The 23,469-nt window shown below is 46.1% G+C and carries 24 protein-coding genes and 1 tRNA gene; 10 read left to right on the top strand and 15 right to left on the bottom strand.

The annotated features are described in order from the left end of the window. Positions 1-70: 70 nt before the first annotated feature. The 3 genes from dnaA (at position 71) to RIC07_RS35915 (ending at position 5,809) form a co-directional block, all read left to right on the top strand. Positions 71-1,450 carry a chromosomal replication initiator protein DnaA gene (gene dnaA, locus RIC07_RS35905; protein WP_446398707.1) on the top strand — a complete coding sequence of 460 codons (1,380 nt, stop codon included), beginning with the start codon at positions 71-73 and terminating at the stop codon, positions 1,448-1,450. A gap of 413 nt (positions 1,451-1,863) precedes the next feature. After that, on the top strand, positions 1,864-3,075 hold the full coding sequence (dnaN, locus tag RIC07_RS35910) for a DNA polymerase III subunit beta (protein WP_446398679.1): 1,212 nt from the start codon (positions 1,864-1,866) through the stop codon (positions 3,073-3,075). An 898-nt stretch (positions 3,076-3,973) separates the two neighbouring features. Beyond that, complete coding sequence (locus tag RIC07_RS35915; protein ID WP_446398680.1) at positions 3,974-5,809, top strand: CHASE2 domain-containing protein; 1,836 nt, start codon at positions 3,974-3,976, stop codon at positions 5,807-5,809. A gap of 161 nt (positions 5,810-5,970) precedes the next feature. On the opposite strand, the gene RIC07_RS35920 is transcribed toward RIC07_RS35915, so the two are convergent. Next, a tRNA-Arg gene (locus tag RIC07_RS35920) sits at positions 5,971-6,044 on the bottom strand. Between the two features lie 52 nt (positions 6,045-6,096). Here RIC07_RS35920 and moaC point away from each other — a divergent pair. Continuing rightward, the gene (gene moaC / locus RIC07_RS35925; RefSeq protein WP_446377372.1) at positions 6,097-6,597 is read left to right on the top strand and encodes a cyclic pyranopterin monophosphate synthase MoaC; all 501 of its coding nucleotides are present in this window, start codon (positions 6,097-6,099) and stop codon (positions 6,595-6,597) included. 569 nt (positions 6,598-7,166) lie between these two features. Further along, complete coding sequence (locus RIC07_RS35930; protein WP_446398681.1) at positions 7,167-8,249, top strand: ATP-dependent 6-phosphofructokinase; 1,083 nt, start codon at positions 7,167-7,169, stop codon at positions 8,247-8,249. Between the two features lie 136 nt (positions 8,250-8,385). On the opposite strand, the gene RIC07_RS35935 is transcribed toward RIC07_RS35930, so the two are convergent. The 3 genes from RIC07_RS35935 to RIC07_RS35945 form a co-directional block, all read right to left on the bottom strand. Then, a complete protein-coding gene (locus tag RIC07_RS35935) occupies positions 8,386-8,676 on the bottom strand; it encodes an RNA recognition motif domain-containing protein (RefSeq protein WP_446377368.1) in 291 nt (96 codons plus the stop codon). 398 nt (positions 8,677-9,074) lie between these two features. Then, positions 9,075-9,293, bottom strand: a complete 219-nt coding sequence (locus tag RIC07_RS35940) for a hypothetical protein (protein ID WP_446373445.1) — start codon at positions 9,291-9,293, stop codon at positions 9,075-9,077. A 120-nt stretch (positions 9,294-9,413) separates the two neighbouring features. Continuing rightward, the gene (locus tag RIC07_RS35945; RefSeq protein WP_446377366.1) at positions 9,414-9,659 is read right to left on the bottom strand and encodes a hypothetical protein; all 246 of its coding nucleotides are present in this window, start codon (positions 9,657-9,659) and stop codon (positions 9,414-9,416) included. A gap of 80 nt (positions 9,660-9,739) precedes the next feature. On the opposite strand from RIC07_RS35945, the gene RIC07_RS35950 reads away from it, so the two are divergent. Then, entirely contained in the window at positions 9,740-10,210 is a 471-nt protein-coding gene (locus RIC07_RS35950) for a hypothetical protein (RefSeq protein WP_446398682.1), read from the top strand. Positions 10,211-10,266: 56 nt separating this feature from the next. Then, positions 10,267-11,025 (top strand): serine O-acetyltransferase, encoded by a 759-nt coding sequence (gene cysE / locus RIC07_RS35955; RefSeq protein ID WP_446398683.1) that lies wholly within the window; start codon positions 10,267-10,269, stop codon positions 11,023-11,025. 157 nt (positions 11,026-11,182) lie between these two features. Here cysE and sds read toward each other — a convergent pair whose 3' ends face one another. Further along, on the bottom strand, positions 11,183-12,154 hold the full coding sequence (gene sds, locus RIC07_RS35960; protein WP_446398684.1) for a solanesyl diphosphate synthase: 972 nt from the start codon (positions 12,152-12,154) through the stop codon (positions 11,183-11,185). A 1,097-nt stretch (positions 12,155-13,251) separates the two neighbouring features. Here sds and minC point away from each other — a divergent pair. The 3 genes from minC (at position 13,252) to minE (ending at position 15,208) form a co-directional block, all read left to right on the top strand. Then, on the top strand, positions 13,252-14,037 hold the full coding sequence (gene minC / locus RIC07_RS35965) for a septum site-determining protein MinC (protein WP_446377360.1): 786 nt from the start codon (positions 13,252-13,254) through the stop codon (positions 14,035-14,037). After that, positions 14,034-14,831: a septum site-determining protein MinD gene (gene minD, locus RIC07_RS35970; RefSeq protein WP_044208809.1), complete on the top strand. Its 798-nt coding sequence runs from the start codon at positions 14,034-14,036 to the stop codon at positions 14,829-14,831. Before minC ends, minD begins: the two co-directional genes overlap by 4 nt. Before the next feature lie 83 nt (positions 14,832-14,914). Further along, positions 14,915-15,208, top strand: coding sequence for a cell division topological specificity factor MinE (gene minE, locus RIC07_RS35975; RefSeq protein WP_446343216.1), 294 nt, complete (start codon positions 14,915-14,917; stop codon positions 15,206-15,208). A gap of 447 nt (positions 15,209-15,655) precedes the next feature. Here minE and RIC07_RS35980 read toward each other — a convergent pair whose 3' ends face one another. The 10 genes from RIC07_RS35980 to RIC07_RS36025 form a co-directional block, all read right to left on the bottom strand. Continuing rightward, positions 15,656-15,877, bottom strand: a complete 222-nt coding sequence (locus tag RIC07_RS35980; protein WP_446398685.1) for a hypothetical protein — start codon at positions 15,875-15,877, stop codon at positions 15,656-15,658. An 86-nt stretch (positions 15,878-15,963) separates the two neighbouring features. Next, on the bottom strand, positions 15,964-17,307 hold the full coding sequence (locus tag RIC07_RS35985; RefSeq protein ID WP_446398686.1) for a DUF4255 domain-containing protein: 1,344 nt from the start codon (positions 17,305-17,307) through the stop codon (positions 15,964-15,966). A gap of 47 nt (positions 17,308-17,354) precedes the next feature. Further along, positions 17,355-18,335, bottom strand: a complete 981-nt coding sequence (locus tag RIC07_RS35990) for a fused MFS/spermidine synthase (protein ID WP_446398687.1) — start codon at positions 18,333-18,335, stop codon at positions 17,355-17,357. A gap of 271 nt (positions 18,336-18,606) precedes the next feature. After that, the gene (locus tag RIC07_RS35995; RefSeq protein ID WP_446398688.1) at positions 18,607-18,741 is read right to left on the bottom strand and encodes a DUF6760 family protein; all 135 of its coding nucleotides are present in this window, start codon (positions 18,739-18,741) and stop codon (positions 18,607-18,609) included. 8 nt (positions 18,742-18,749) lie between these two features. Further along, complete coding sequence (locus RIC07_RS36000) at positions 18,750-19,073, bottom strand: hypothetical protein (RefSeq protein ID WP_446398689.1); 324 nt, start codon at positions 19,071-19,073, stop codon at positions 18,750-18,752. A 187-nt stretch (positions 19,074-19,260) separates the two neighbouring features. Then, positions 19,261-19,614, bottom strand: a complete 354-nt coding sequence (locus tag RIC07_RS36005) for a hypothetical protein (protein WP_446398690.1) — start codon at positions 19,612-19,614, stop codon at positions 19,261-19,263. Further along, positions 19,611-20,105 (bottom strand): phage tail protein, encoded by a 495-nt coding sequence (locus RIC07_RS36010; protein ID WP_446398691.1) that lies wholly within the window; start codon positions 20,103-20,105, stop codon positions 19,611-19,613. The genes RIC07_RS36005 and RIC07_RS36010 overlap by 4 nt, the downstream gene beginning before the upstream one ends. Before the next feature lie 127 nt (positions 20,106-20,232). Continuing rightward, a complete protein-coding gene (locus tag RIC07_RS36015; protein WP_446398692.1) occupies positions 20,233-20,721 on the bottom strand; it encodes a phage tail protein in 489 nt (162 codons plus the stop codon). A gap of 68 nt (positions 20,722-20,789) precedes the next feature. After that, on the bottom strand, positions 20,790-21,284 hold the full coding sequence (locus RIC07_RS36020) for a phage tail protein (protein WP_446398693.1): 495 nt from the start codon (positions 21,282-21,284) through the stop codon (positions 20,790-20,792). A 441-nt stretch (positions 21,285-21,725) separates the two neighbouring features. Then, on the bottom strand, positions 21,726-23,447 hold the full coding sequence (locus tag RIC07_RS36025) for a phage tail sheath family protein (RefSeq protein WP_446398694.1): 1,722 nt from the start codon (positions 23,445-23,447) through the stop codon (positions 21,726-21,728). Positions 23,448-23,469 lie beyond the last annotated feature (22 nt).

The raw sequence follows: 23,469 nt of genomic DNA on the forward strand, positions 1-23,469 counted from the left end.
TGCCGGAATATCTCGCCAATCGCTCGAATTAGGAGAACAAGCAACAATTACCGACAATAGAGGAATGCCCGTGGAAATGTCCCCCGAACAGCTCTGGATAAAGGTATTGGAGCGTTTACAACTCCAACTCAGCCGACCCACCTTTGAAACCTGGCTCAAGGGAACAACCGCTCAGCAGCTCGACCAGAATTGCTTAGTGGTTTGTACCCCCAATCCCTTTGCCAGAAATTGGTTGCAAAAGTATTACATCAAAACAATCACTGATGTGGTGCAGGAGATCCTGGGACAATCGGTGGACATTTACCTTACCGTGATCACTGACAACGACAACACTACAATCAGCGATACAGGTATTTCCTGGTCGCCTCCGGTTGCGGCTAACCCCGATACCGAACGTCCATCCCATCAACTCCCTAAACCCACAGAGTTAAATCAGAAGTACGTGTTTTCTCGCTTCGTGGTTGGTTCAAATAATCGTATGGCTCATGCGGCGGCGTTGGCTGTAGCCGAATCACCAGGACGGGAGTTTAATCCCCTGTTTTTGTGTGGGGGCGTTGGTTTGGGGAAAACTCACTTAATGCAAGCGATCGCGCATTTCCGGTGGGAAAACTCTCCTAACTCTAAAATATTTTATGTGTCTACTGAACATTTTACCAATGATCTGATTGCCGCCATCCGCAAAGATAGTATGCAAAGTTTCCGGGAACACTATCGAGCGGCTGAGGTGCTGTTGATTGATGATATTCAGTTTATCGAAGGAAAAGAATATACTCAGGAAGAATTTTTTCATACGTTCAATACCTTACACGAAGCCGGAAAACAAATCGTCTTGGCATCCGATCGCCCGCCGCATCAGATTAGCCGCTTGCAAGAACGGCTATGTTCTCGCTTTTCGATGGGGTTAATCGCCGATATTCAGCCGCCTGACTTGGAAACCCGGATGGCAATTTTACAAAAAAAGGCAGAGTATGAAAACATCCGGTTGCCGCGATCGGTGGTCGAGTATATTGCGACTCAATATAAATCGAATATCCGCGAACTCGAGGGGGCATTAATTCGCGTCGTCGCTTACATCTCGATTTCGGGAGTACCGATGAGTGTCGAGAACATTGCACCAATTTTGAATCCGCGAACCCCAACCGTACAAGCTGCACCGGAGATCATTGTGACAACCGTCGCTGATGCCTTTAATGTCTCGGTAGAAGACTTAAAAGGGAACTCACGCCGCCGAGAAATTAGTTGGTCTAGGCAAATTGCCATGTATCTGATGCGGCAGCATACGGATTTGAGCTTGCCCCGAATTGGCGAAGAATTTGGCGGCAAGGATCATACCACGGTTATGTATAGCTGCGACAAGATTACTCAATTACGAGAACGCGATCCTAGCGTGGCACAGAAACTGAGTCAATTGAGCGATCGCATTAATTTGGCAAGTCAAACTCAAAGCTAAGCTTAAAGGGAACAGGGAACGGGGAACAGGAAACTGTGCAGGTAGAGTGTAGGGTGTAGGGGCGGGTTCGACAGATAACATTTTGATCCGCCCTTGGGAGAGAAAAAATTAAATTAGAGCTTATCTGAGAAGTATTGGGTATGGGATGAGTATAAATACAGGGTGGAAAAATTTCCGCAATTTTCCACAACCTTTTCCACAAGGACTCCGTTCCTAAAACACGAAGAATTCAGGAATTGGCAATCATCTGAGTCGAGTTTTTCCACAGTTTCCCCAAGGTCTGAATTCCATGCTAGAGTTGCCTCTGGATAGATGAGAGAACCACGATTGTGCCTCATGTAGAGTCCAACTCAAATCTCCCTGACTCTCCTTGACGAGAATTCTAGCTGTGCCAAACATTGACGATTCCTTCTATGAAACTAACTTGTATCCAAAGTGAACTCAATACCAATCTTTCTCTCGTAAATCGGGCGGTTCCCTCACGTCCCACCCATCCGGTACTGGGTAATGTGTTACTCGAAGCCGATACTGAGAATCAGCGAGTAAGTTTAACCGCCTTCGACTTGAGTCTAGGTCTGCAAACCAGTTTCAACGCCAACGTCGAAGCGGATGGTGCGATCGCGATTCCGGCTAAACTGTTCAATGACATTGTTTCCCGTTTGCCAGAGGGAGACATTACTCTCGAAGACTCCCTCTCCGAAGCGGAGAGTGATGCAGACACCGAAAGCCTATCGATCACCTTAACCTCGACATCAGGACAATACAAAATGCGAGGAATGAACTCAGAGGACTTTCCCGAACTCCCCCAAATCGAAGATGGAATGGTGGTTAAACTCCCAGTTGAAGCCTTAATTGAAGGATTGCGCGGATCATTATTTGCCACCAGTGCCGATGAAACGAAACAGGTGCTGACCGGGGTGCATCTGATGGTTCAAGAAGATAGTCTGGAATTTGCCGCGACTGATGGTCACCGACTAGCGGTTGTGGAAACTCTTAACGCTAAACCGACCAGTGAGGAAAGCCAAGAGGATGAGGAGGATGAAGAGAAACCCGCCTCTGAAGATACCATATCTTCCTTTGAGCTAACCGTACCCGCTAGAACCTTAAGGGAACTTGAACGGATGTTAGGACTCTCTGAATCAAGCGATACCGTCGCCTTGCAGTTTGAGGTGGGTCAAATTATCTTCCAAGGGGGTAATCATCGCTTGACCAGTCGGACGTTAGAGGGACAATATCCCGCTTACCGCCAACTCATCCCCGGTCAGTTTCAGCGTCAGGTGGCTATTCCTCGGCGTCAATTACTGAGTGCGGTTGAACGAATTGCAGTCTTGGCTGATCAGAAGAATAATATCGTCAAGTTTGATATTGATGCCCAGGCGCAAACCATTGATCTGACCGTGGAAACTCAAGATGTTGGCAGTGCCAGAGAGTCCCTATCAGCACAAGTTACGGGTGAAAGTATCGAGATTGCCTTTAATGTGAAGTACTTAATCGACGGCTTAAAGGCGCTGTCTACGTCAGATATTCAGCTCCAAATGAATGCGGCAAATACTCCCGTGATTCTCACACCTCTGGGTGGCTTAAAAATGACCTACCTGATTATGCCTGTGCAAATCCGGGATTGAGGTTTTTGTCTAGGGTTCATGGTTCATAGTTCATTGGTTCTTACCTGTAGTTGCCTTGGACGATGAACGATGAACCTGGTAAGTAAGTAAGTAGGTGGACACAATAAAAGCTAACGGTGGAGAACTTGCTGCCCTTGATAAGCAAGCTACGTCCTTTGTAAAAGTTTGAGGAACATTCACATAACTTAACATAGTCCAGTTTATTTCCACCGACCTACTTATGGCAAACTATTTCTCATTTTAGTTATAAAACTCTACATTGTTAATTTATATTTTTCTGACAGGAAAAATCATTGTCGTCTCCTCAGATAACCTCAAACACAACGTTACCTAAAAATTATCGATTAATTCTCTCCACCCAATTTTCATTACTTTTATTTATCTTTTTGAAACTCTTCTTGATATCTGCTATTATCTATAAGCGGATTTTGCCTTTTAAAAGGTGCTATGGAATAGTGGAGTCAGCAAATGGTAAAAACCGACACGCTTCTTTTAGTGTAGTCCATTATACAGTTATCTAGCCAACCTAAAGTAAAGGATGAGTAAAAAAACAAGGCTGACAAATATGCCCAGCAAAGATTATTATTTCAAAACTGATTTAGACACGCTATATCTTGCCATCAATAATTTTTGACCAACTTGAATCTGTCTTTGTGGTGCAATAGACAGACCATTATAAGCCAGACAAGCGGCAATCAGGGTTCAATTTAAACATTTGCCGGACTTGTATATAAACTTTACAAAGTCTTCATTGTCTATTTACAAAGTCTTCATCATTACTTAACTTAATACTCCTGTCTCATTTTCAAATTCTTGATAACTGTAATGTAAACAGTAAGTTAAGCCAGTCAGGGTTCGTCTAGTGCTTACCTTCCCAACAGCGAATGATTGATCTGTGATGCAACCCGTAATCGATAAACAAGTTGTCGTATCTGACCATGTGGTAACCATGGTGTTCACAGACCTAGTTAGTTCCACAGCGGTCAAAAAATATTTAAAGGGAAATGACATCACTACCCGCAATCGCCTCTACTTTGACACGATTCTCAAACCCCATCGCCAGCGTGTTGAAGCGAATTTAGTGGCTTACGGAGGGCGTGTAGTCAAGACCGAAGGTGACGCTTACTTTGTGGTTTTCGCCAATGCCTCTCAAGCAGCTCAGTGGGCAGTAGCACTGCAAATTAGTCACACCTGTGAACCCATTGACACCCCCCTTGGTCCGTTACAAGTCAAAATTGGCATGCACACCGGGAGTCCCTTACCCGACGGTGATGATTTTATTGGCGAGGAAGTTGACTACGCGGCTCGGGTGTCCTCACTCGCCCATGGGGGACAAATTCTGCTGTCAGAAGTGACAACAGACTTGATTTACGATGCGGGAATTACAGACTTAACCATTATCCCCCGTGGCAATCACTACTTAAAGGGCATTGGCAAAGCGCCGATTTTTGAACTGCTATACCTCAACAAACGGCAACGACAGCGTAAAAAACCCAGATCTTGGAAATCTCGGGGTCTTCAACTGTTGGCAAGTCTAACCGGTGTCGGCGTGGCAATGGGTGTTGGTTTGACAGGTATGCTACAGCCTTTGGAACTGAAGGCGTTTGACCACTTTATGCAAATCCGTCCTCAACAGGAAAGTCCTGACCCACGCCTGCTGATGATTACCATTACAGGGGGTGATGTTCAAGCTCAATCCTCTGCACAACGGCAAGGGTTATCCTTGTCGAATGCTAAATTGGCTCAACTTCTGGAAAAATTAGCCCAATACCAACCGCGAGTCATTGGTTTAGACCTCTATCGCGATTTTCCGGTAGAACCTCAATATGGTGATTTAGCGAATCGTTTACGCCAAGACAAGCGTTTAATAACCGTCTGTAAAGTGGGAGATACCACCGATAATCCCGGAATTCCACCTCCTCCGGATATCCCTCCAGACACCTTACCCGAACGAGTTGGATTTAGTGATGTAATGTTAGATCCAGATGGCGTTGTGCGTCGTCATCTTTTGGGTTTAGCACCTCCTGAGCAATCCGAATGTCAAATCAGTAACTCTTTGAGTCTAGTTATGGCTTTGCGCTACTTAGAAGAGGAGGGCATTACGGCTGAGTTGACTCCCAATAATGATTTGCAGATTGGTCAGGTTGTTTTCCCGACCCTAAAAAACAATAGTGGAGGGTATCAGAATATTGATGCCGGGGGCTATCAAATGTTACTGAATTATCGGGCTACGAGTTCAGTTGAAACGATTGCGCGTACCTATACGTTAAAAGAGGTACTTGAGGAAAATAAATTAACACCTGAGTTGGTCAGAGACCGTATCGTTTTCATTGGTACCGTTGATAAAACCTTTCACGATATTCATGCCACGCCTTACAATCAAAGCAACCGACCTGAGACGGCTGGGGTATTTCTGCAAGCCCAGATGACGAGTCAAATTATCAGTGCGGTTAAGGATGAGCGACCTCTTTTGGTGTGGTGGTCTGAGTGGGCTGAATATCTTTGGATTGGGGCGTGGTCTCTGGTGGCGGGTCTAGTCAGTTGGCGTTTCCGTTCCCCTCTCTTACTAGGCTTGGCAGTAGCCGGAATGCTAAGTGTTCTCTATGGCTGCTCTTATGTGATCTTTATCCAAGGAATTTGGACGCCTATGATACCATCAAGCATAGCTATCATCGTCACCAGCGGCATGGTTAGCGTGTATTTTGCCCATCCTAGTTTAAAGTACTGGGTCTGAGGACGCCGAGAAGCGACTTAAGGTGTAGGCAGGGTGTGGGGTGTGGCGTGTGTGCGGGATGCCTTGACGCCACATTTTCCCTGATAAACAAAATGTAGTGTCAATCAAAAGCCAGGGGAAATAGTGAATTCCCCTGACCAAGTTAAATGGAAACAATCAAACGGGCTAGGAGGGATTCGAACCCCCGACACCGTGGTCCGTAGCCACGTGCTCTAGTCCACTGAGCTACAAGCCCTAGCTGTGAGTGATTGACTCACCGATTACTTACAATATCACATCTTTATCCAATGACGCAAGACTCTGCCCAAAAATCATCCCTCAGCCATCTAAATTCTCAGGGTCAAGCCCAAATGGTCGATGTTTCCAGCAAACCCGCTACCCGCCGCCAAGCCGTCGCAGCGGCTCAAGTGCGGATGCAAAGGGCGACATTCCAAGCGATTGAGACAGGCAATGCACCAAAAGGAGATGTTTTAGCCACCGCCCGACTGGCTGGAATTATGGCAGCCAAGCAGACGGCAAACCTGATCCCGTTGTGTCATCCCTTACCCTTACACCAAGTCGAGATACAAATCCAACCAGATGCTCAATTACCGGGGTATCAGATTCAGGCATCGGTAACAACAAAAGCCGAAACCGGGGTGGAAATGGAAGCCTTGACAGCCGTTTCCGTTGCCGCCCTGACGCTGTACGATATGGCAAAAGCCTTGGAGAAATCCATTCAAATTGAATCCATCCGCCTGTTGAGTAAGACGGGTGGCAAATCCGGCGAGTATCAATCCCCCAGTTGAGCGATCGCACTGTCGTATCCCCTGTACGCTAATTGGCGCAGGGGATTTACGTGTATTTACGTGTATTTACGGATGTCTAATCATCTTCCGAGTATTTAAATTTAAATTTGATCAATTAACCTGCCTTAATTAATCAACAGAGACGGGTAGTTTAGTTAAAGCAATCACTCAATACTAAATGATTTACTGTATAGGCATTATTTACGTAACAATCGCAACTCATTTGTTTATGACTTGGTTTGAGTTGGCTGATGACATGAGGAATTTATCTGAGCAAGAAAAAGTCCTCTCCTGGATTACATTGGTTATTGCGGCTATATTTTGGCCCCTTGTGATCCCTATTGCTTACACAAAACTACTTAAATCTCAAACGTCTAAAAGACTTACTTAAACTTCCATCTTGCACGCCTTCAGGGTAAGCCGATTTTAGCGTAAGGTTAAGACTAAGGCAGCCTACACTGTACCTATAGGGTCAGTGTAGGAGAATATCATTCTCTATAGACTTCCTCTGTTGTTTCAGCTTGTAATATTGAGGATGAACAGGCTGAGGTAACCAAACTATAAACAGTATGGCAGAACACAAACGGATTGGTATTCTCACCAGTGGTGGGGATTGTGCGGGCTTAAATGCGGTGATTCGAGCCGTGGTTCACCGAGCGGTGGGAACCTACAATTGGGAGGTTTGGGGCATTTATCGCGCCACCCAAGGGTTGATGCAGCGTCCCCCCCAAGCGACTCGCCTAGAACCCAAGCAAGTTGATGCGGCGCTAACCTTGGCGGGAACAATTCTGGGAACGACGAATAAGGGCAACCCGTTTGCATTTCCCATGTCTGATGGTACCGTGCGCGATCGCTCAGCGGAAATTGCTGAAGGGTATCATCAGTTGGGACTTGATGCCCTGATTGGGATTGGTGGTGATGGCAGTTTGGCGATTTTGCGTAAACTGGCGGAAGTTGGGGGGATAAATTTGGTGGGGATTCCCAAAACCATTGATAATGATGTGGGGATTACCGAGCGTTCCATCGGATTTGATACGGCGGTGAATATTGCCACCGAAGCCCTAGACCGTTTACAGTTTACCGCCGCTAGCCATGATCGGGTGATGATCCTGGAAGTTATGGGGCGCGATGCGGGTCATATTGCGATTAGTGCGGGAATTGCAGGCGGTGCTGATATTATTCTAATTCCGGAAATCCCTTATACTCTAGAACGAATCTGCCAGCAAATCCAACAGCGCAAACAGCAGGGTAAAAACTACAGTGTTGCGATTGTCTCCGAAGCCGTTCGCACCGAATCTGGGGAAGTGGTGCAGAATATGCTCAGTTTTGGCGAATGTCGCTATGGCGGGGTTGGTCATTATTTGGCAGAACGAATTAGCGCATGCAGTGGTGCAGAAACACGAGTGACGGTGTTGGGACATACCCAGCGTGGTGGAACTCCCTCACCCTTAGATCGCCTTACCGCCTCGGCGTTTGGTGTCGCGGCAGTGGATTTAATTGCGGACAAAGACTACGATAAGATGGTGACCTGGCAAAATCGACAGGTTGTCAGCGTCCCGATTTTAGACGCGATCGGTCAGTATAAAGCGGTGGATTCCCAAGGGACTCTGGTGAAAACCGCCAGAGGTTTAGGAATTTGTCTAGGAGATTAATGAACGTTAGAGTCCTGACGTTGTAGCGGCAAATACGGCACTAGAAAAGGGACACAAGGCAAAATCAGGCTTTATGTCCCTTGCTGCGTATAATTTTTTCTGGTTCAAAGAGGGTTAAATCGGGTTCGCTTTAACGCTACCACGCATTATTTGCGGTATTGCGGCGAGATCCACCACGATTATTCTCCCGGGGTCTGGCTTTATTAACTTTGAGCTGGCGTCCCATCCACTCTGCGCCATCCAATTGGGAAATAGCAGATTCTTCGTGAGCTTCGTCTGTCATCTCGACAAAAGCAAAGCCTCGAACTCGACCTGTTTCCCGATCTGTGGGTAATACGACTCGCTTGACAGTGCCATAGTCAGCAAATACTGTTTTTAAGTCGTCTTCGGTGGCTTGGTAAGACAGGTTTCCGATGTAAATGGTCATTTGAAATCGATAAGGCTGAACGAAAGGCTAAAGTTCAGAGCCACAGACGAAAACTCGAAAATGCAAATAGCTTAAAGTCTTGTCTGGTAATCCGTGGTTAGTTTCCAGGGTGATCAACTAGGAATGTAGCTGCCCAACCAAAAATCTCACCAAAGGTAGAACTGAACTTACAGATATCGTTAATGATAACCTAGAAATGGTTTTCTGGTCGGTTATCTAGCTTACATCTTGGACAGAACGCGATCGCGGCTTAACCGCTAAGTGGTACGATTGTGCATCGGAGTTCTAAGTAGGTTGTGGAAATAAACTCAACCTTATGAAGTTATGTTAAAAAGCCTCAAACCCTTACGAATGACGAATGACGATCGCCACCGTTAACTTTAATTGTCCCCACCTACTTATTCAATCGAGATAGATTGAGGTCCGTTCGTCCTGCCATTGTCACTTCCTGTCGGAGTGGTCGTATAGCTGGTGGAACCCGTTTGCTGATCGAGCCAACTTTTAACGGGGTCATCTGAAAGATTGAGTCGAAACACTCCCGAACAAAATCCGCCTAAGAATGCTACAGGCTGTTGGAATAATTCTTTAACGATAGGGGTGAGTTCATCAAGAAACATTGGTGAAATTCTCCTCCGGTCAATCAAAAGTTTGCTTATGGGTGGAATGGACAAAACCCAACCCTCTATTTGCCAAGACTGACGTTCCTAATTTATAGGCAGAGTGGCATTACCATTATCTTACTCGCCAAAGCACCACAAAAAAACGAGTAAGGCAACAATCAGGGTTAATGAGGTGAACGGTTTCAATGAATTTAAGATATCCACCGGAAACAAGACGAGAACCTCTGAAAATAGCCAACTCATAATCAGCAGCAGCGAAATCAAGATAATTAAAGGCACAGTCCCTCCAGAGCCAAACGAGTGTGGCAGATGCCAAGGTGTCACCTCTTCCACTATATATAAGCGGGAAATCAGATAGAACAAGAGTAGACAGTCTGATCAACTGGTACTCAAGGGGGATAGGGAAAGAAGTTCACAATCAGTGTTTCCAGGAGAGTTAAGCTATGTTACGGCAAAGGGGTTCTCAAGTATTAATAGCCATGGTGATAGCGCTAACGGCTACACCCGTTTTATCCCAGTTAGCCAATTTTGGCACGTTAACCTTATCACCCGGATTTTCCTCGGAGGAGGGAGCGGCGATAGGTACGACAGGGGGTTCATTTTCATTGCCGTCGCTAGTGAACCGCGATCGCGAAAATAATCCTTGTCTAGGTTATGCAGAAGAAACTCCCGATCACATCATAGACTTAGAAGCAGATTTTAATCAGCTCCAGATAGCCGTTGATAGTGGCGGTCAAGACACCACATTATTGATTACTGGACCCAATGGCTTTGCCTTGTGCGGTGATGATACGGGCGCAAGCCAAGACGCTAGCGTAACCAGCTCAAACTTTAAGGCAGGAGAGTATAAAATTTGGGTAGGAACCATCAATCCTAATCAAGCCTTGAACTATACCCTGACTGTGCGTCAGTAGCCAAGAACGATAAGATAGTCAAGGAGTTGTTTACGTTTGTTTGTCTTAACTCGCTTGTGCTATCTACGTTTTTAGCTGACTTCCGCATCATCTTTGAGCGCGATCCCGCTGCTCGCAACTGGCTCGAGGTTTTATTATGCTACCCCGGTCTACAGGCACTCCTGTTTCACCGCCTCTGCCATTGGTTACATACTATTGGGATTCCATTCATCCCTCGGTTTATTTCTCAGTTTTCTCGCAGCTTGACGGGTATTGAAATCCATCCCGGCGCCCAAATTGGTCAAGGTGTCTTTATTGATCATGGTATGGGTGTGGTCATTGGTGAGACGGCAATTGTTGGCGATTACTGTTTGATTTATCAAGGCGTCACCCTAGGGGGTACAGGGAAAGAATGTGGCAAACGCCATCCCACCTTAGGAGAAAATGTTGTCGTTGGTGCGGGTGCCAAGGTTCTCGGTAACATTCAAATCGGCAACAATGTCCGCATTGGTGCCGGTTCAGTCGTTTTGCGAGATGTTCCGTCTGATTGTACGGTGGTCGGTATTCCAGGTCGAATTGTTTATCGTTCTGGAGTGCGCGTTAATCCCCTAGAACATGGTAGTTTGCCAGATTCCGAAGCCACTGTGATTCGATCATTAGTGGATCGGATTGAAATCCTGGAACAAAAGTTGGCAGAGTTAAGCGAAAAGCCGTCATCGACACCTGTGCAAAATTGGCGCGAGTTGAATTCTGAGCGGGTTCCGATGGTTACGGCAGATAGCTGCCAACTTCGAGATAAAGCGATTCAGCAATTTTTGGATGGAGCTGGAATTTAAGAGTTTTACCGGAATTCACCGGAATTCACCTCTTAGCCGAGGACAAAGGATGGAGGATGGAGGCGGGAACCAGGATATTCTTCTAATGCTTCATCCTTCATACTGCACTAAGCTGATGTGCTTTTCAATTGAATATTCCATTCCCTGTTCCCTTTGACTAGTACATGCGACTCAGGACGTAATCAGTTAGCTCGACTAAAGCTGTCGTAGCGGGTGAGGGTTTCAAGGGCGTCAGATTGTCTAAGGCGAGACGAGCATGGTAAGCCGCCAGTTCACGCGATCGCTCAATACCCCCACTCTCCATCACTAATGCTAAGGCTTGATTAATGTCATCTGGTTGGGCAAACTCTCGCTCAATCAAGACCTCTAGGTAGGGTTTTTCTTCCATAGCATATAAGACAGGGGCAGTTAGATTTCCGCTAATCAAATCAGAACCCGCCGGCTTGCCCAACACCTCTGTGGATGCGGTGAAATCGAGGATATCATCAACAATCTGGAAGGCTAAACCCAGATGATTTCCATAGCGATACAGATTTTCAGCTACCTCGGCTGAGACGCCACTCAACAGTCCGGCTGATTTGGAACTGTTGGCAATCAGGGATGCTGTTTTCTTGTAGGTCTTTTCTAGATAGGTATCAATGGTGGTACTCGCTTCAAATCGCGTCAGTCCCTGCTGAATTTCTCCCTCCGCCATATCCTTAATCACTTGGGAGAGTAACTTGACCACCTCTAAGTTGTTGAGATTAGCCAGATACCAAGCCGATTGACCAAACAAAAAATCTCCAGCTAGTACGGCAACGCGGTTATTGAACATATTATTAACCGTGGGGACATTGCGACGGACTGATGATTCATCCACGACATCATCGTGAACCAGAGAAGCGGTATGAATCATTTCGGTAATTTCCGCTAGACGTCGATGACGGGGGGTAATATCCGAATCCAGCACCGTCGATCGCGCAATTAATAGGACAATGGCTGGTCTTACCCGCTTGCCCCCAGCCCCAAATAGGTGTTCTGCTGCGGCATAGAGGATGGGGTGACGGGCACCCACTAGGTTCTTTAAGTTCTCGGTCAGCAGATAGAGGTCTGCTTCAACAGGGGCAAAAAGGGAGGTCACTGAGGTCATGGATTGGGCGACTCAGAAATTAGGTTACGAAAGTTTACATATTCTTTCCTTAATTTTAAGCGAAGCGTCCCAAGTAGGGAAATCTGTTTGACCAATAACCTGACTGAGGGGACTCCCTGGAATTGTATCGACTTATTAAGTTGATAAGAAAATTCCTAGAAATTGCTGGAACTCTTATGTTAAGCTAAATATTAAGGATTTCAAAAGATTAATCGACCGATTGACTCCGAGATGGTAGGGACAACTAGCTTCCTTACCTTTAGGTTAAGGTGCCGTTAGGTAGGCAGAGATAGCCTCAAGGTTTTGGATGACGGCTTGGTAGTTTAACTAAGTGTCGTCCTCTATTTTACATAAACAGGAGCTTTCCGGTAGGAAACCTGTCAAGCTTCATCCAACTGAGTTGGGGAAAGGCTTGTACACATCACCTTCAGTAGTAGTGAAGCAACCGAAAAACTGGGGAAGTCTTCCCCGGGGTTCATGGTGCTAGGGTTTATTGCTCCCTGGTCAGCTAGTACCGTTGCCTCAGCTTCTATGGAATCTTACATAACTTTGCTGTTCGTTCATACTTATGATTTACACTGATATGCCTTTGATTATTCCTGTTCTGGCAACTGTTTATTTGGTCGCGATTTACTTGCTGTTAATGGTAGCTCAACGCACAAAAAAGAGTTCGCAATACTTAGCTAACTCTTTGACCGACATTTATGCTACTTCAGCGGGTCTGACACAAAACACTACATCTTCAAGGGATGAAGTAGAACAATCGCCAGCTTCAACGGTTCAAGAGGTGAGTAGTCCACCACTTACTTAAACATACCACTCTACTCTACAGGGGTCAGACCTGATAAGGGGGGAGATGTTGATATCCACCAGAGAACTGGTGAAAACGCTTGACTCTGGACGTTAGCGTTTAGCCCAGTCTCTCTAACCCCCCATTCAAATAATTCTTATTATTACTATTTATTCGCATCTCAGGGAACTTGTCGGACGTTCTAGGTTGAAGGAACACCCTTGAAGAAATTCTCGACCAAGACTTGCGCTTAAGGTACGATGTCGTTTAATTTAGATTGTTTGCCGATAAGAACGCCTGTGGTTGCATGACTTCAGATTCTGACCAACTATTATCGATGTCAACGGTTGCCGAGAGCGACATGGCAATGGATTGCCAGTCTCAAGTCCGCCTGAAACAGACCGAGGAAGGGCTACAGCTTATATTACCCTCGGTAGAAACTATGTCCGATGCCAGTTGGGCTAATTTGTGGCAGCAGTTTAAGCATCGCTGTCACGGAAGCGATCGCTTTTGGCAAGTGCCGGGTACAGTACATCTGATGGCAGGTGACCAATTATTGGATGGACTGAAGTTACAAGCGATCGCGGATGTATTGAACGACGTTGGGCTGCGAATCTCACGGGTGTACACCAGCCGACGCCAAACAGCCGTTGCTGCGGCGACAGCCGGGTATTGTGTCGAGCAACAATCGGCAACGTATTCTCTCCATCAAACCCCTGAACTCTCTCAGGAGTTAACCGAACCCCTATACTTACAAATGACCGTGCGATCGGGTGTAGAAATTCGGCATCCTGGTACTATTGTTATACTGGGAGACCTAAATCCAGGGGGTACAGTGATTGCAGCCGGAGACATCTTCATTTGGGGGCGTCTACGCGGGGTAGCTCATGCGGGAGCTGATGGCAATCGTTCCTGTCGGATTATGGCTCTGAAAATGGAACCCACCCAACTCCGAATTGCGGATGCTGTGGCTAGGGCACCGGAGACGCCACCGATTGAGTTTTATCCAGAAGTGGCGTATGTCACACCCCAAGGTATTCGTATTGCTAGAGCTGCTGATTTTGCTAAGACCCAGTTATTGTTAAATTCATGAGTCGTATTATAGTGATCACCTCTGGCAAAGGAGGGGTGGGTAAAACAACGGTTACGGCGAATTTAGGCGCGGCGATCGCGAAATTAGGTCGTCAGGTGGCACTTGTTGACGCCGATTTTGGATTGAGAAACTTAGATTTGCTCCTGGGGCTAGAAAATCGGGTGGTTTATACCGCCATTGAAGTATTTGCAGGGCAATGTCGCTTAGAACAGGCGTTGGTTAAAGACAAGCGCCAAGAGGGATTGGTACTGCTTCCAGCTGCCCAAAGCCGGAACAAGGAAGCAGTTAGCCCTGAGCAAATGAAAAAACTCATCGCTGTGCTATCTCAGAAGTATGAGTACATCTTGGTTGACTCTCCAGCCGGAATCGAAATGGGATTCCGTAACGCGATCATTGCGGCGTCGGAGGCGTTAATCGTGACAACCCCAGAAATTGCCGCCGTGCGAGATGCTGATCGCGTCGTGGGTTTACTGGAAGCTCAAGGCATAAAGCGCATCTTCCTGATTGTCAATCGTCTCAAACCCGCCATGGTGCAAGCTGACCAAATGATGTCGGTTCAAGATGTCCAAGAGATTCTGGCAATTCCCTTAATTGGCGTGATTCCTGATGATGAGCGCGTGATTGTTTCCAGTAACCGGGGCGAACCCTTAGCCCTGGCGGAAAATCTCACGCTTCCCGGTATTGCTATTCACAATATTGCTCGGCGTTTGGAAGGCGATAAAGTTCCCTTCCTGGATTTGATGGCAGAACATGACACCTTGATTAATCGTATCCGTCGCATGTTCCGCAGTTGAAGTATTGAAATTTTGAGTGTTGAGTTTTCAATTAACCCAACTCATCACTCCCCACTCCTCACTCACCACGGATGCAAAACCCCATGATTAGCGAACTTCTAGAACGACTTTTTCCCTGGACAAGTGCCAGTAACAGTCGAGCGGAAGTAAAACGCCGCCTACAACTGGTTATTGCCCACGATCGCGCCGATCTCAGTCCCCAGATGATTGAGTCAATGCGTTCCGAAATCCTAGAAGTAGTGTCTCGTTATGTGGAGATTGATCAAGAGGGTTTAGAATTTACCCTAGAAAGTAACCAACGGGCAACAGCGTTAATTGCCAATCTTCCTATCCGCAGAGTTAAGGAAGAAGACCCTCCCTTACCGTCGGTTGATTAAGCTATCATTAGTCAATCTCAATTCAGCAATTTTGAGGGGGTTGTGCCAAGCTGAAGGGGTGACAAGCCGATCAAAAGCTTGGCAGACAAAGCATTTCCCCTCTCAAGCTTTAAAAAGATGAGAGCTTATTGACAGTTTTATTGAGAATGACGAGACACTTTAACCATTTTTACCCGAATTTCAATTCGTTTTGAGGCGGTTAAAAGCTACAATCCTTGTGTGGTAAGCTTCCCGATTTATTGAAACTGATAGTTTAGCCCACTAAGTCCGGAAGACCCCAAAATCTAAGGCTAAAGCCCTTACTACAAGCCCTATTTAACTCAATTGTTCCCTGTTCCCTGTTCCCTCATCTCAACCGTTTACTTTAATGAAAGTCCACCTGCTTATATGAACGTTTGTAGTCAAAATTTGCCTCGCTTAAGGCACTTTAGTGCCTACTACAAACCTTCATGTCACCTCCTGAATTAGCTTTTCCAAATAGGTTTGAGCTTCATCAGGCGACATCAGTAACGCCTCACCCTGACGCAGAATTTCATATTTACCCTTATGATAACCATGACCTGCAATTAGCCCCAACTGAACCGCTTGATTCCCAAGTTGGGTCAGCTTGTTAATACTAATTGCATCTAATTCTTGATTAAGTTTTTGTCTGATAATATCTTCGTCCATCGTCTTCTCAGGGATAAAGGATAACCAACAGGGACAAATTTAGGATGTCAAAACCAATGAACAATGAACCATGAACAATCAACCCTTTAAATCGATATTCTCGGACCTACATACTGATTAAACGTCGGACTATCGGGTTCAGTATCCACAATCAGCGGACTTTCTGCACCATCAACCAACAAGCGAACTAAATAGCGTCCTCCTTTCATCCGTTCCACCGGGAAAGACACCCAAATAACATCTGTCTGGCGAGGAGACGCTTCAAACAAATAAGCCGCAGGTTGATTCGTGTCAATTTCATTCAGGGCTAACAAAACGCGCTGCTTTTTGCCTACAGTTAAATTGGATCGTACCCGTATTTCCGCAGACCGCAAATCTTCATCATCAACTGCTTTTTTGGATACCGTGGTTTTGGTAATCGTGGGACGAATCACCAACGGAGATACATTCGACTGAATACTAGAAACAAAGGTTTGAGGCTGATTAACTGTTTGCATCTGACCCCCATTCCCACTGGGCTGACTCGCCCCATTACCATTACTCGAGGTGGGTGGCATCACTTTGGCAAGACGATGCACCACCTGGAGACTATGCATCCCCGCCTGTAACGAATCAGTGGGGATAGAGGACAGGGGTAATACAATTTGGGTATCGGTAATTTCACTGGGGGTGACTTCCATTTCCCCAATCCAAACTTGGGTGATATCACTTTTTAAATGGTTGCCTTGAATTAAGACAGTACTGTCAGCTAATATGGGTTCCAATCGTCCAGCTTGAGAAATGATCCGATCAATTTTTGGCTGATTGGTAAAGGGAACGATTCCATCTAAGGAACGAGCGCGTACTGGCAAAGGTCTACTGCCTGTATCTTGCCCTTCGAGCATAATTACCCTAGCCCGATACGCCACCGATAACAAGTAAGTGGTTTGAAAAAAAGCTGACCAAGCTTTGGATAAGTCTTCTAGGGACAAATCGAGGGGCCACAGGGAGATTTCTTGGATCTGATCGGGTAAGTCAGACTCTAATAAATAAGAATAAGTAGAATCATGGAGAGTCCGCTCAATCCTCTCTTTTTTCAGAGTACGCCAGTCGTTAAGACCACCCATCACACTACCCATCAACCGTTGCGGTTGTAAGTCGTTGTCATTGCCGTAGAAACTAATCATGTAATGTAAGTCTAGGGCAGTTTGCGATCGCTTGGCACCTGGATTCCTCCGACTGCGGGCTTGTACTTCAGCCTGTTGACGCCACGCATGGTTAATCTGAACCTGGTAGAGAAACACATTCACACCCACTTGGGGAGTCGCTGTTCCCACTTCATTAGGTCGTAGTGTGGTCACCGTTGCCCCACTAATATCGTCCTGAATCGACGTCTGTACGATTCGTTGTAGAGTGGCGGTTACGGTAGCAATGGCTAGAGAATTACTCATGATGATGACTCAGAGGTTTCCACGGTTGACGATTGACAGTTGATAGTTCAGCTGCCATGACACGCTTGAAACAATTGACCTGACCCACAGGGACAGGGGCGAGTGCTAACACCTTGAGCAAATAAAGGATTAAATGAAGGCAGATCATCAAAATAACCGACTGGTGGCTGATTATCCACAAGCACTTTAGCTTGGTCTAACTCAGGGATACACTCGATCAACTGTGACCCTATTTTTACCTGAACAGCGGTTTCTGACAAGGGGAAGACAAATTGATGGTCATTTTGTAACACTTGGATTCGTTCCAGGATTTCCGGTAACTGAAGCGGTGGACTATTTGTCGCCAGTACAACGATATTCCCCACCTCTAAGGGACAAAGATAAACCTGGGCAAATACGGCTTGAATGGTTTTTACTTTGTCAGCATAAAACCGTTCTCGTTGAAACAGATTAACCGCCAAAACTCCATCTTCAGACAAGTGTTCTTGGCAAAGTTGATAAAATTCTTGAGTGGCTAACTGATAAGGCGTGTAACCGTTGCCGATAATGGTATCGGTGAAAATAATATCGTAACGGACATCTGGGTCCTGGTTGGCGAGATAGTCTCGTCCATCTTGGAGGATAACTTTGAGGCGTTGATCAAAAGGGACACCAAAAAAGTCTTTGGCAATCTCAATTAAAAGGGGTTCAATTTCGGTACATTCAATCTGAACCTGGGGAAAGTAGTGATGCAAAACTACCGGAATTCGACCCCCAGCAAATCCAGCGCCATAGACTCGTTTGGGTTGAGGTTGCCAAACTAAGCTGAGTAGCATAGCTTGGCTGTAAGGGGAGATTAAGTTCAGCGGCTCATTGAAATCAAGCTGAGATTGGACAAAATCTGAGGTTAAATAATCCCGGTCAATCAAGGCAACTCGGATTATAGATTGGCTTTTTTCCACCATGACAAAGTGAACTCCGGATGGCTTGAAAAGTAAACATCCGTCGGGTTGCGCCTGTAGCCAATCTAGTCGTTTGTCATTAGTCATTAGTCATTAGTCATTAGTCATTAGTCATTCGTCGTTCGTCATACCAAATCCGGGTTAGCTACCCCCTTTATAACCCAGTCCGCGCAGGCGGACTTGGTTTGTGTAGCAGCGATTTCAATCGCCGTGGCAAAAGGAGGTAATAAGCTTAATATCAATAATGGCGAAATCCTTGCAGTGCGAGCATCTTGCTCGCTACTAATACCCAATTTAAATGCATGACAGCTTAAAGGCTTTCCCATGAACAATCAACGATGAACCGTGAACAAATCTGCTATCCTTTTTTGGTGAATCTGTGGATTTCTGTAACCCAGCGCAGCCGTTCTTCATGTTCTAAGTTTAAGATATCGTCTAATGACCAGTGAAAGTGAAAAGCAATTAAGGCTACCTCTTGATATAAACGATCCAAGGGGTAGCCTAATATTCCCCCGATCGCGCTAATCCTCCCTGATGCTGATTGATATGATTGAAAAAGTTCTGTAAGTAAATCAAGTCTACTAAGAAAATTTGTTCTAGTAGCTTTGGTGTAACCGGAGAAAGGTTGCCGAGACGGGTGATAGCTCTAGACAAAATAACCAAAATGCGGTAGTAATATTCTTTCTGCACGCGGCTATCTTTGTGAACTACAATCTCATCTTTCCCGGTGACTAGACGCATTATCCCATGCCGATGAATACCACCGTTGGTATCAACCAAACCTTTAGGGAGAGTAAATTCAAAATAGGTATAGTTATTGGTCATTTGTCATTTGTCATTTGTCATTTGCCCTTCGTTCTTCGTCTTTTTAGTTTTCCTGTAGGGGCGACCCGCTGCATCAATCAACAACTTTATCCATTTAATTGGATCGGGTCGCCCTTTACTTAACCACCTGTATCAAAACCTGCTGTTTGAAATTTATCTTTGAAAAAAAATAAATATCATCTCACTTCTAGTCAGATGATATTGATTGAGATTGTGCCGACAAACTAGAACTTTGCTCACCTTGATTATCAGATTCTAATTCGTTAATTTGACGATAAAATTGTTGCAAATAATTGAGATCACAGGCAAATAAATTTTCAATTATCGTGGGAGTGACTTCATCTAAAGCCCCTAAACGCAAAATAACTCGCGATAAAATAATCACCGTGGCATAAGCGGGATTAGACTTCACACGCGGATCACGCATGGGAACGATTTCGTCAATCGCCCGCGCTAATCGCATTACCCCTTTGCGGTGTAAGTTTCCCTCCCCATCCAGATATCCTTTGGGAAGATCAAATTCAAACTCGGTTTGAATCATGTTCCTGGTTTAATTCGTCTTAACTGTTCGACTGCAACCTCGACTTCTTCGACTTGATACTCATCTCCTCTGACATTTAAATCAGAAATTTGGTAGCTAACGGGCCACGCGCCTTTGAATTCAAATCGAAACTGCTCTGTGGATGAGGTATCATAGATGACTAATGCACCATTACGCCGTTGATCTTGCCAATCCGCTCCTTCCTGCACGGAATTCAGCCAATTCCACAAGGTCATGGAAATATTTAAACCTCGTTTCAAGGTGAGATTGGTGTAGGTCATATTACCCGGAACCTTCGTGCGAACCACTCGCCCTCTAGCGTTCCCACTTTTGCCCCACTTCTGCGGCGTTACCTCGCAGACTTCAACGACATCCTGGGTGGCTTTAAAGCCTTTACATTCCTCAAACAGACCATCAACAGCGTCGTTACTCCCATCTAAGATTAACTCTAAATAAAAGCGCGATCGCGTCAGAATTTCAACTTCTGCCACTGTTCACCTCCTTTGCCTGTGCCTCTCCTGTTATCTGGAAATGGACAAAACACTGCCCGGTGTTTTCTTAAGAAACACCAAGGCAGTTGATCAAAAAACTAGATTACGAATGGAGACAATACTCACATTACACGTCTGCCCGTACCATTTTTGTGAACCGAATCTCCATCGTATCTTTCGCTAGTTCTCCCGGCTTACCAACATCTAATTGGCTGGTTTGGTTAAGAGTGCTGGGGAAGCAATCAATGAAATCATACTGCGCCCCAATATTGTCATTCATATCATAAATGAAGAGTGAAGCCGTTTTACGATTTTTCCTCGACTCAGTAGCACCGCCGGAGAACGAAGTGGGGTGGCATTTCTTATACCAATCGGTTACTTTCTTTTGATCCGCTTCATTACCGGCTACGTATTCAAGTTTCAGACCTGAGCCATACTCGACCGCGCCCGGAGTTGCTTGAGTTTGGGTTTTTCCCCCTCTTCCACAACCAATTGCTCCGCTTCCTGCCGCCACTTTCATTTCAATTGGAGGAATTGTACATTTTTCGATGACCAACTCCATGCCATCACAATCAAAGTAGAAAGCTGCGTTAGTGTTATATTCAATATCCGCCATGGTTCAACTCCCAGATCATTCAGTTAATTAGATTGCTGCTGATAGTCAAATATCCCAGATGTTTTACATCACTCGTCCCCGACGCGGGTGCAATTTTCGCACACTATCGTCCAGGTTTCTTTCAGATACTCTTTGCCGTTGACATCTAATTCAGCAATGCTCATTTTCGAGGGCCACGCTTCTTTGAAGTCCCATTGGGCTACAATATCATTGGCATTATTGTAAGCAAAGATGCTTCCTGTTTTTTTGCTATCCGCCCATTTGCCCTCACCACCGTCGGTGGGAGGCAAACAAGCTTTGAACCATTTCCACATGGCTACACTAGCGCTGGTGGGACTTGGGCTAGAGAGGCATACTAAATCAAAAGTGACGACTTCCTCGAAGCCAGCCGAGTTAATCTGCCGCTCTGATTTTCCGTCTTTTCCGGAACCAACTACGGCAGCTTCACCTGCTAGTTTCGGTTTGTACTCAGGCACTTTCACACTTTGAAGCGAGAGGACACCCGTGCCATCAAGATCTATGGAAAAACTACTCGGGGCAAGGGGTGTTTGTAGGTCAGCCATATTTTTATCTCCTTACAGTCACTTGTCAACGTTTTGTTTTGATGCGTTTCCGATACAGAACTTAACAAATTGACAAAACTATCAAGCCATAATCAGACATTTTAACAGTTAGAGACTTCTGTTATAGCATGAATCTTCGCTCAGAGCGATTACAAAATGTCAAGGTCTGTGAGTTGCTGTTAAGCGTTCGATGAAATCCGAGTTCCCTTCCCTTTTGATTGTAGGTTTCTCCACCCGTTTCCGTTACAGTTGTTTACTTTACCTGAATTCAGGGCGACCCGATGTAGGGGCGGGTTTTACTACTATCTTTTCGGTTGCACCTCGATGTGACTAAACCCGCCCTGTTTCTAGAGTTGTCCATTAATCCAAACGGGTCGCCCCTAAATGGCGTTTTAATCCCTACCTAAGACGATTGCTTGGGTAGGGAGTTCAGGTTGTCACCTATTGATTCGGTGCCCACTGACTAATCCGGAAGATCACAAATTCAGCCGGACGAACTGGACAAACGCCGACTTCTACATAAAGACGACCCAACATAATCGTCTCATGGGTATTGATTTCCGCATCACACTTAACGTAGAACGATTCCCCCGGCGAAGACCCAAACAATGCTCCTTCACGCCACAGCCGTTCTAGGAAATTGCTAACCGTGCGGCGTACCCGCGCCCATAGAATTTGGTCATTTGGCTCGAATACCACCCACTGTGTCCCAATTTCAATGGATTTCTCAATGTAGCTGAGTAAGCGGCGGACACTGATATAACGCCATTGCACGTTATCCGGTTCTACCAACGTGCGAGCCCCCCAAACTTTATAGCCTCGGTTGTAATTGGCGAAATTGCGGATACAGTTAATCCCCATCGGGTTCAACAGTTCCTGTTCCCGCATATTGGTGTCATAGGCTAAACCTGTTACACCGCGCGGTGTTTCGTTCGCTGGTGCTTTGAACACGCCGCGTGTTTCATCCGTGCGACACCAAATCCCCATCATGTGACCACAGGGGGGGACATACATCGGGCGTCCACCATTGCGAGGATTCGCCACTTTAATCCAAGGATAGTAGAGAGCGCCAAACATGGAACGGCGGTTAAACAGTTTTAACCAAGCGGCGATATCTTGCGGCTTCTGCTGGTCAGCCGAAACCGGGGTATCTCCTTTCGTCGGCTTAACCGGAGGTGGGTCGAGAACCGCCATCCGGTAGGCGGGACCAGGGAAGGAATTCTCGCACATACTCAGCATCATTTCCATGACACCGTGAACTTGTTCTAAGTTCATCAATCCTTCTTGATACACCTTCATCAAGTCAGGACAAGCAATCATGGCGACTTCATCAATTTCAAAAATCCCCTGCGTCCCGGTGCGGTCATCCCGTTGTCCTTGTAAATCCCGGGCAAAGTTTTCTGGGGGAGAAATGTAGGGTGGCGGCGTAATCTCATACGCTCCCTGCATGGGTCGCCGTGACAAGGGTTGTCCGCTTTGGGAAATGTCAACAGCCTGGATAAATTCCGAATCTTCAACGGCGGTAACTACATAATCAGCCACCTGGGTTTCCGCTTCCGGATTCATTGTCAGGTGGTCATACCGTTCCAATTCCTCTTCGCCCCGTGCCACAATCAGGTCAAAAAATTCACCTGTGTTGTAGGGGGGTTCGGCATCATCTGGTGCGTCTTCCGGTAAGGGTTTCGGTGTACTTTCTTTAATCACCACCCGCAGTCGGGGTTCATCGCCACCAGGTAGCGCTAAAGCTCCCCCTTCTTCTGATTCAGATTCCGCTGGTTTAAGCGTGAATTGTAAAGAGGGGCGATTTCCGGCGGTTAAAATCTTAGTCCCCGTCTGCTCGATTGGCGGCGGTTCAGCACCAGGTAGTTTTGTACCAATACTGGTCACCCAACAGCGACCCCCACCATTGAGGAACCACCCTTGAACCGCAAAGGGTAAATAGGCGTCGAAGTCCGTGAACCCATCAGACCCTTCTTTGGCAAAGGACTGCAAATACTGATCCCAAGTGGTAATCAGCATGGGTTTGAATAATTCGGCGTCACCGCGTATATCCTCGGTAAAACCAATGAACCCGGCGACACTCATACTAATGCCCTCAATCGGGCGACTGCCTCGGTCTACCTCTTCAACGTAGACTCCTGGTGCAAAATAATCTAATGGCATGAGTTATATTCCTCCATTTAAG

It is taken from the genome of Coleofasciculus sp. E1-EBD-02, from assembly GCF_040218245.1.
GTDB lineage: Bacteria > Cyanobacteriota > Cyanobacteriia > Cyanobacteriales > Coleofasciculaceae > Coleofasciculus.

Coding starts and splice junctions, on each gene's coding strand:
- dnaN (WP_446398679.1), top strand. CDS start 1,864: ATGAAACTAACTTGTATCCAAAGTGAACTCAATACCAATCTTTCTCTC.
- RIC07_RS35915 (WP_446398680.1), top strand. CDS start 3,974: ATGCAACCCGTAATCGATAAACAAGTTGTCGTATCTGACCATGTGGTA.
- moaC (WP_446377372.1), top strand. CDS start 6,097: ATGACGCAAGACTCTGCCCAAAAATCATCCCTCAGCCATCTAAATTCT.
- RIC07_RS35930 (WP_446398681.1), top strand. CDS start 7,167: ATGGCAGAACACAAACGGATTGGTATTCTCACCAGTGGTGGGGATTGT.
- RIC07_RS35935 (WP_446377368.1), bottom strand. CDS start 8,676: ATGACCATTTACATCGGAAACCTGTCTTACCAAGCCACCGAAGACGAC.
- RIC07_RS35940 (WP_446373445.1), bottom strand. CDS start 9,293: ATGTTTCTTGATGAACTCACCCCTATCGTTAAAGAATTATTCCAACAG.
- RIC07_RS35950 (WP_446398682.1), top strand. CDS start 9,740: ATGTTACGGCAAAGGGGTTCTCAAGTATTAATAGCCATGGTGATAGCG.
- sds (WP_446398684.1), bottom strand. CDS start 12,154: ATGACCTCAGTGACCTCCCTTTTTGCCCCTGTTGAAGCAGACCTCTAT.
- minC (WP_446377360.1), top strand. CDS start 13,252: ATGACTTCAGATTCTGACCAACTATTATCGATGTCAACGGTTGCCGAG.
- minD (WP_044208809.1), top strand. CDS start 14,034: ATGAGTCGTATTATAGTGATCACCTCTGGCAAAGGAGGGGTGGGTAAA.
- minE (WP_446343216.1), top strand. CDS start 14,915: ATGATTAGCGAACTTCTAGAACGACTTTTTCCCTGGACAAGTGCCAGT.
- RIC07_RS35980 (WP_446398685.1), bottom strand. CDS start 15,877: ATGGACGAAGATATTATCAGACAAAAACTTAATCAAGAATTAGATGCA.
- RIC07_RS35985 (WP_446398686.1), bottom strand. CDS start 17,307: ATGAGTAATTCTCTAGCCATTGCTACCGTAACCGCCACTCTACAACGA.
- RIC07_RS35990 (WP_446398687.1), bottom strand. CDS start 18,335: ATGACTAATGACAAACGACTAGATTGGCTACAGGCGCAACCCGACGGA.
- RIC07_RS36000 (WP_446398689.1), bottom strand. CDS start 19,073: ATGACCAATAACTATACCTATTTTGAATTTACTCTCCCTAAAGGTTTG.
- RIC07_RS36005 (WP_446398690.1), bottom strand. CDS start 19,614: ATGATTCAAACCGAGTTTGAATTTGATCTTCCCAAAGGATATCTGGAT.
- RIC07_RS36015 (WP_446398692.1), bottom strand. CDS start 20,721: ATGGCGGATATTGAATATAACACTAACGCAGCTTTCTACTTTGATTGT.
- RIC07_RS36020 (WP_446398693.1), bottom strand. CDS start 21,284: ATGGCTGACCTACAAACACCCCTTGCCCCGAGTAGTTTTTCCATAGAT.
- RIC07_RS36025 (WP_446398694.1), bottom strand. CDS start 23,447: ATGCCATTAGATTATTTTGCACCAGGAGTCTACGTTGAAGAGGTAGAC.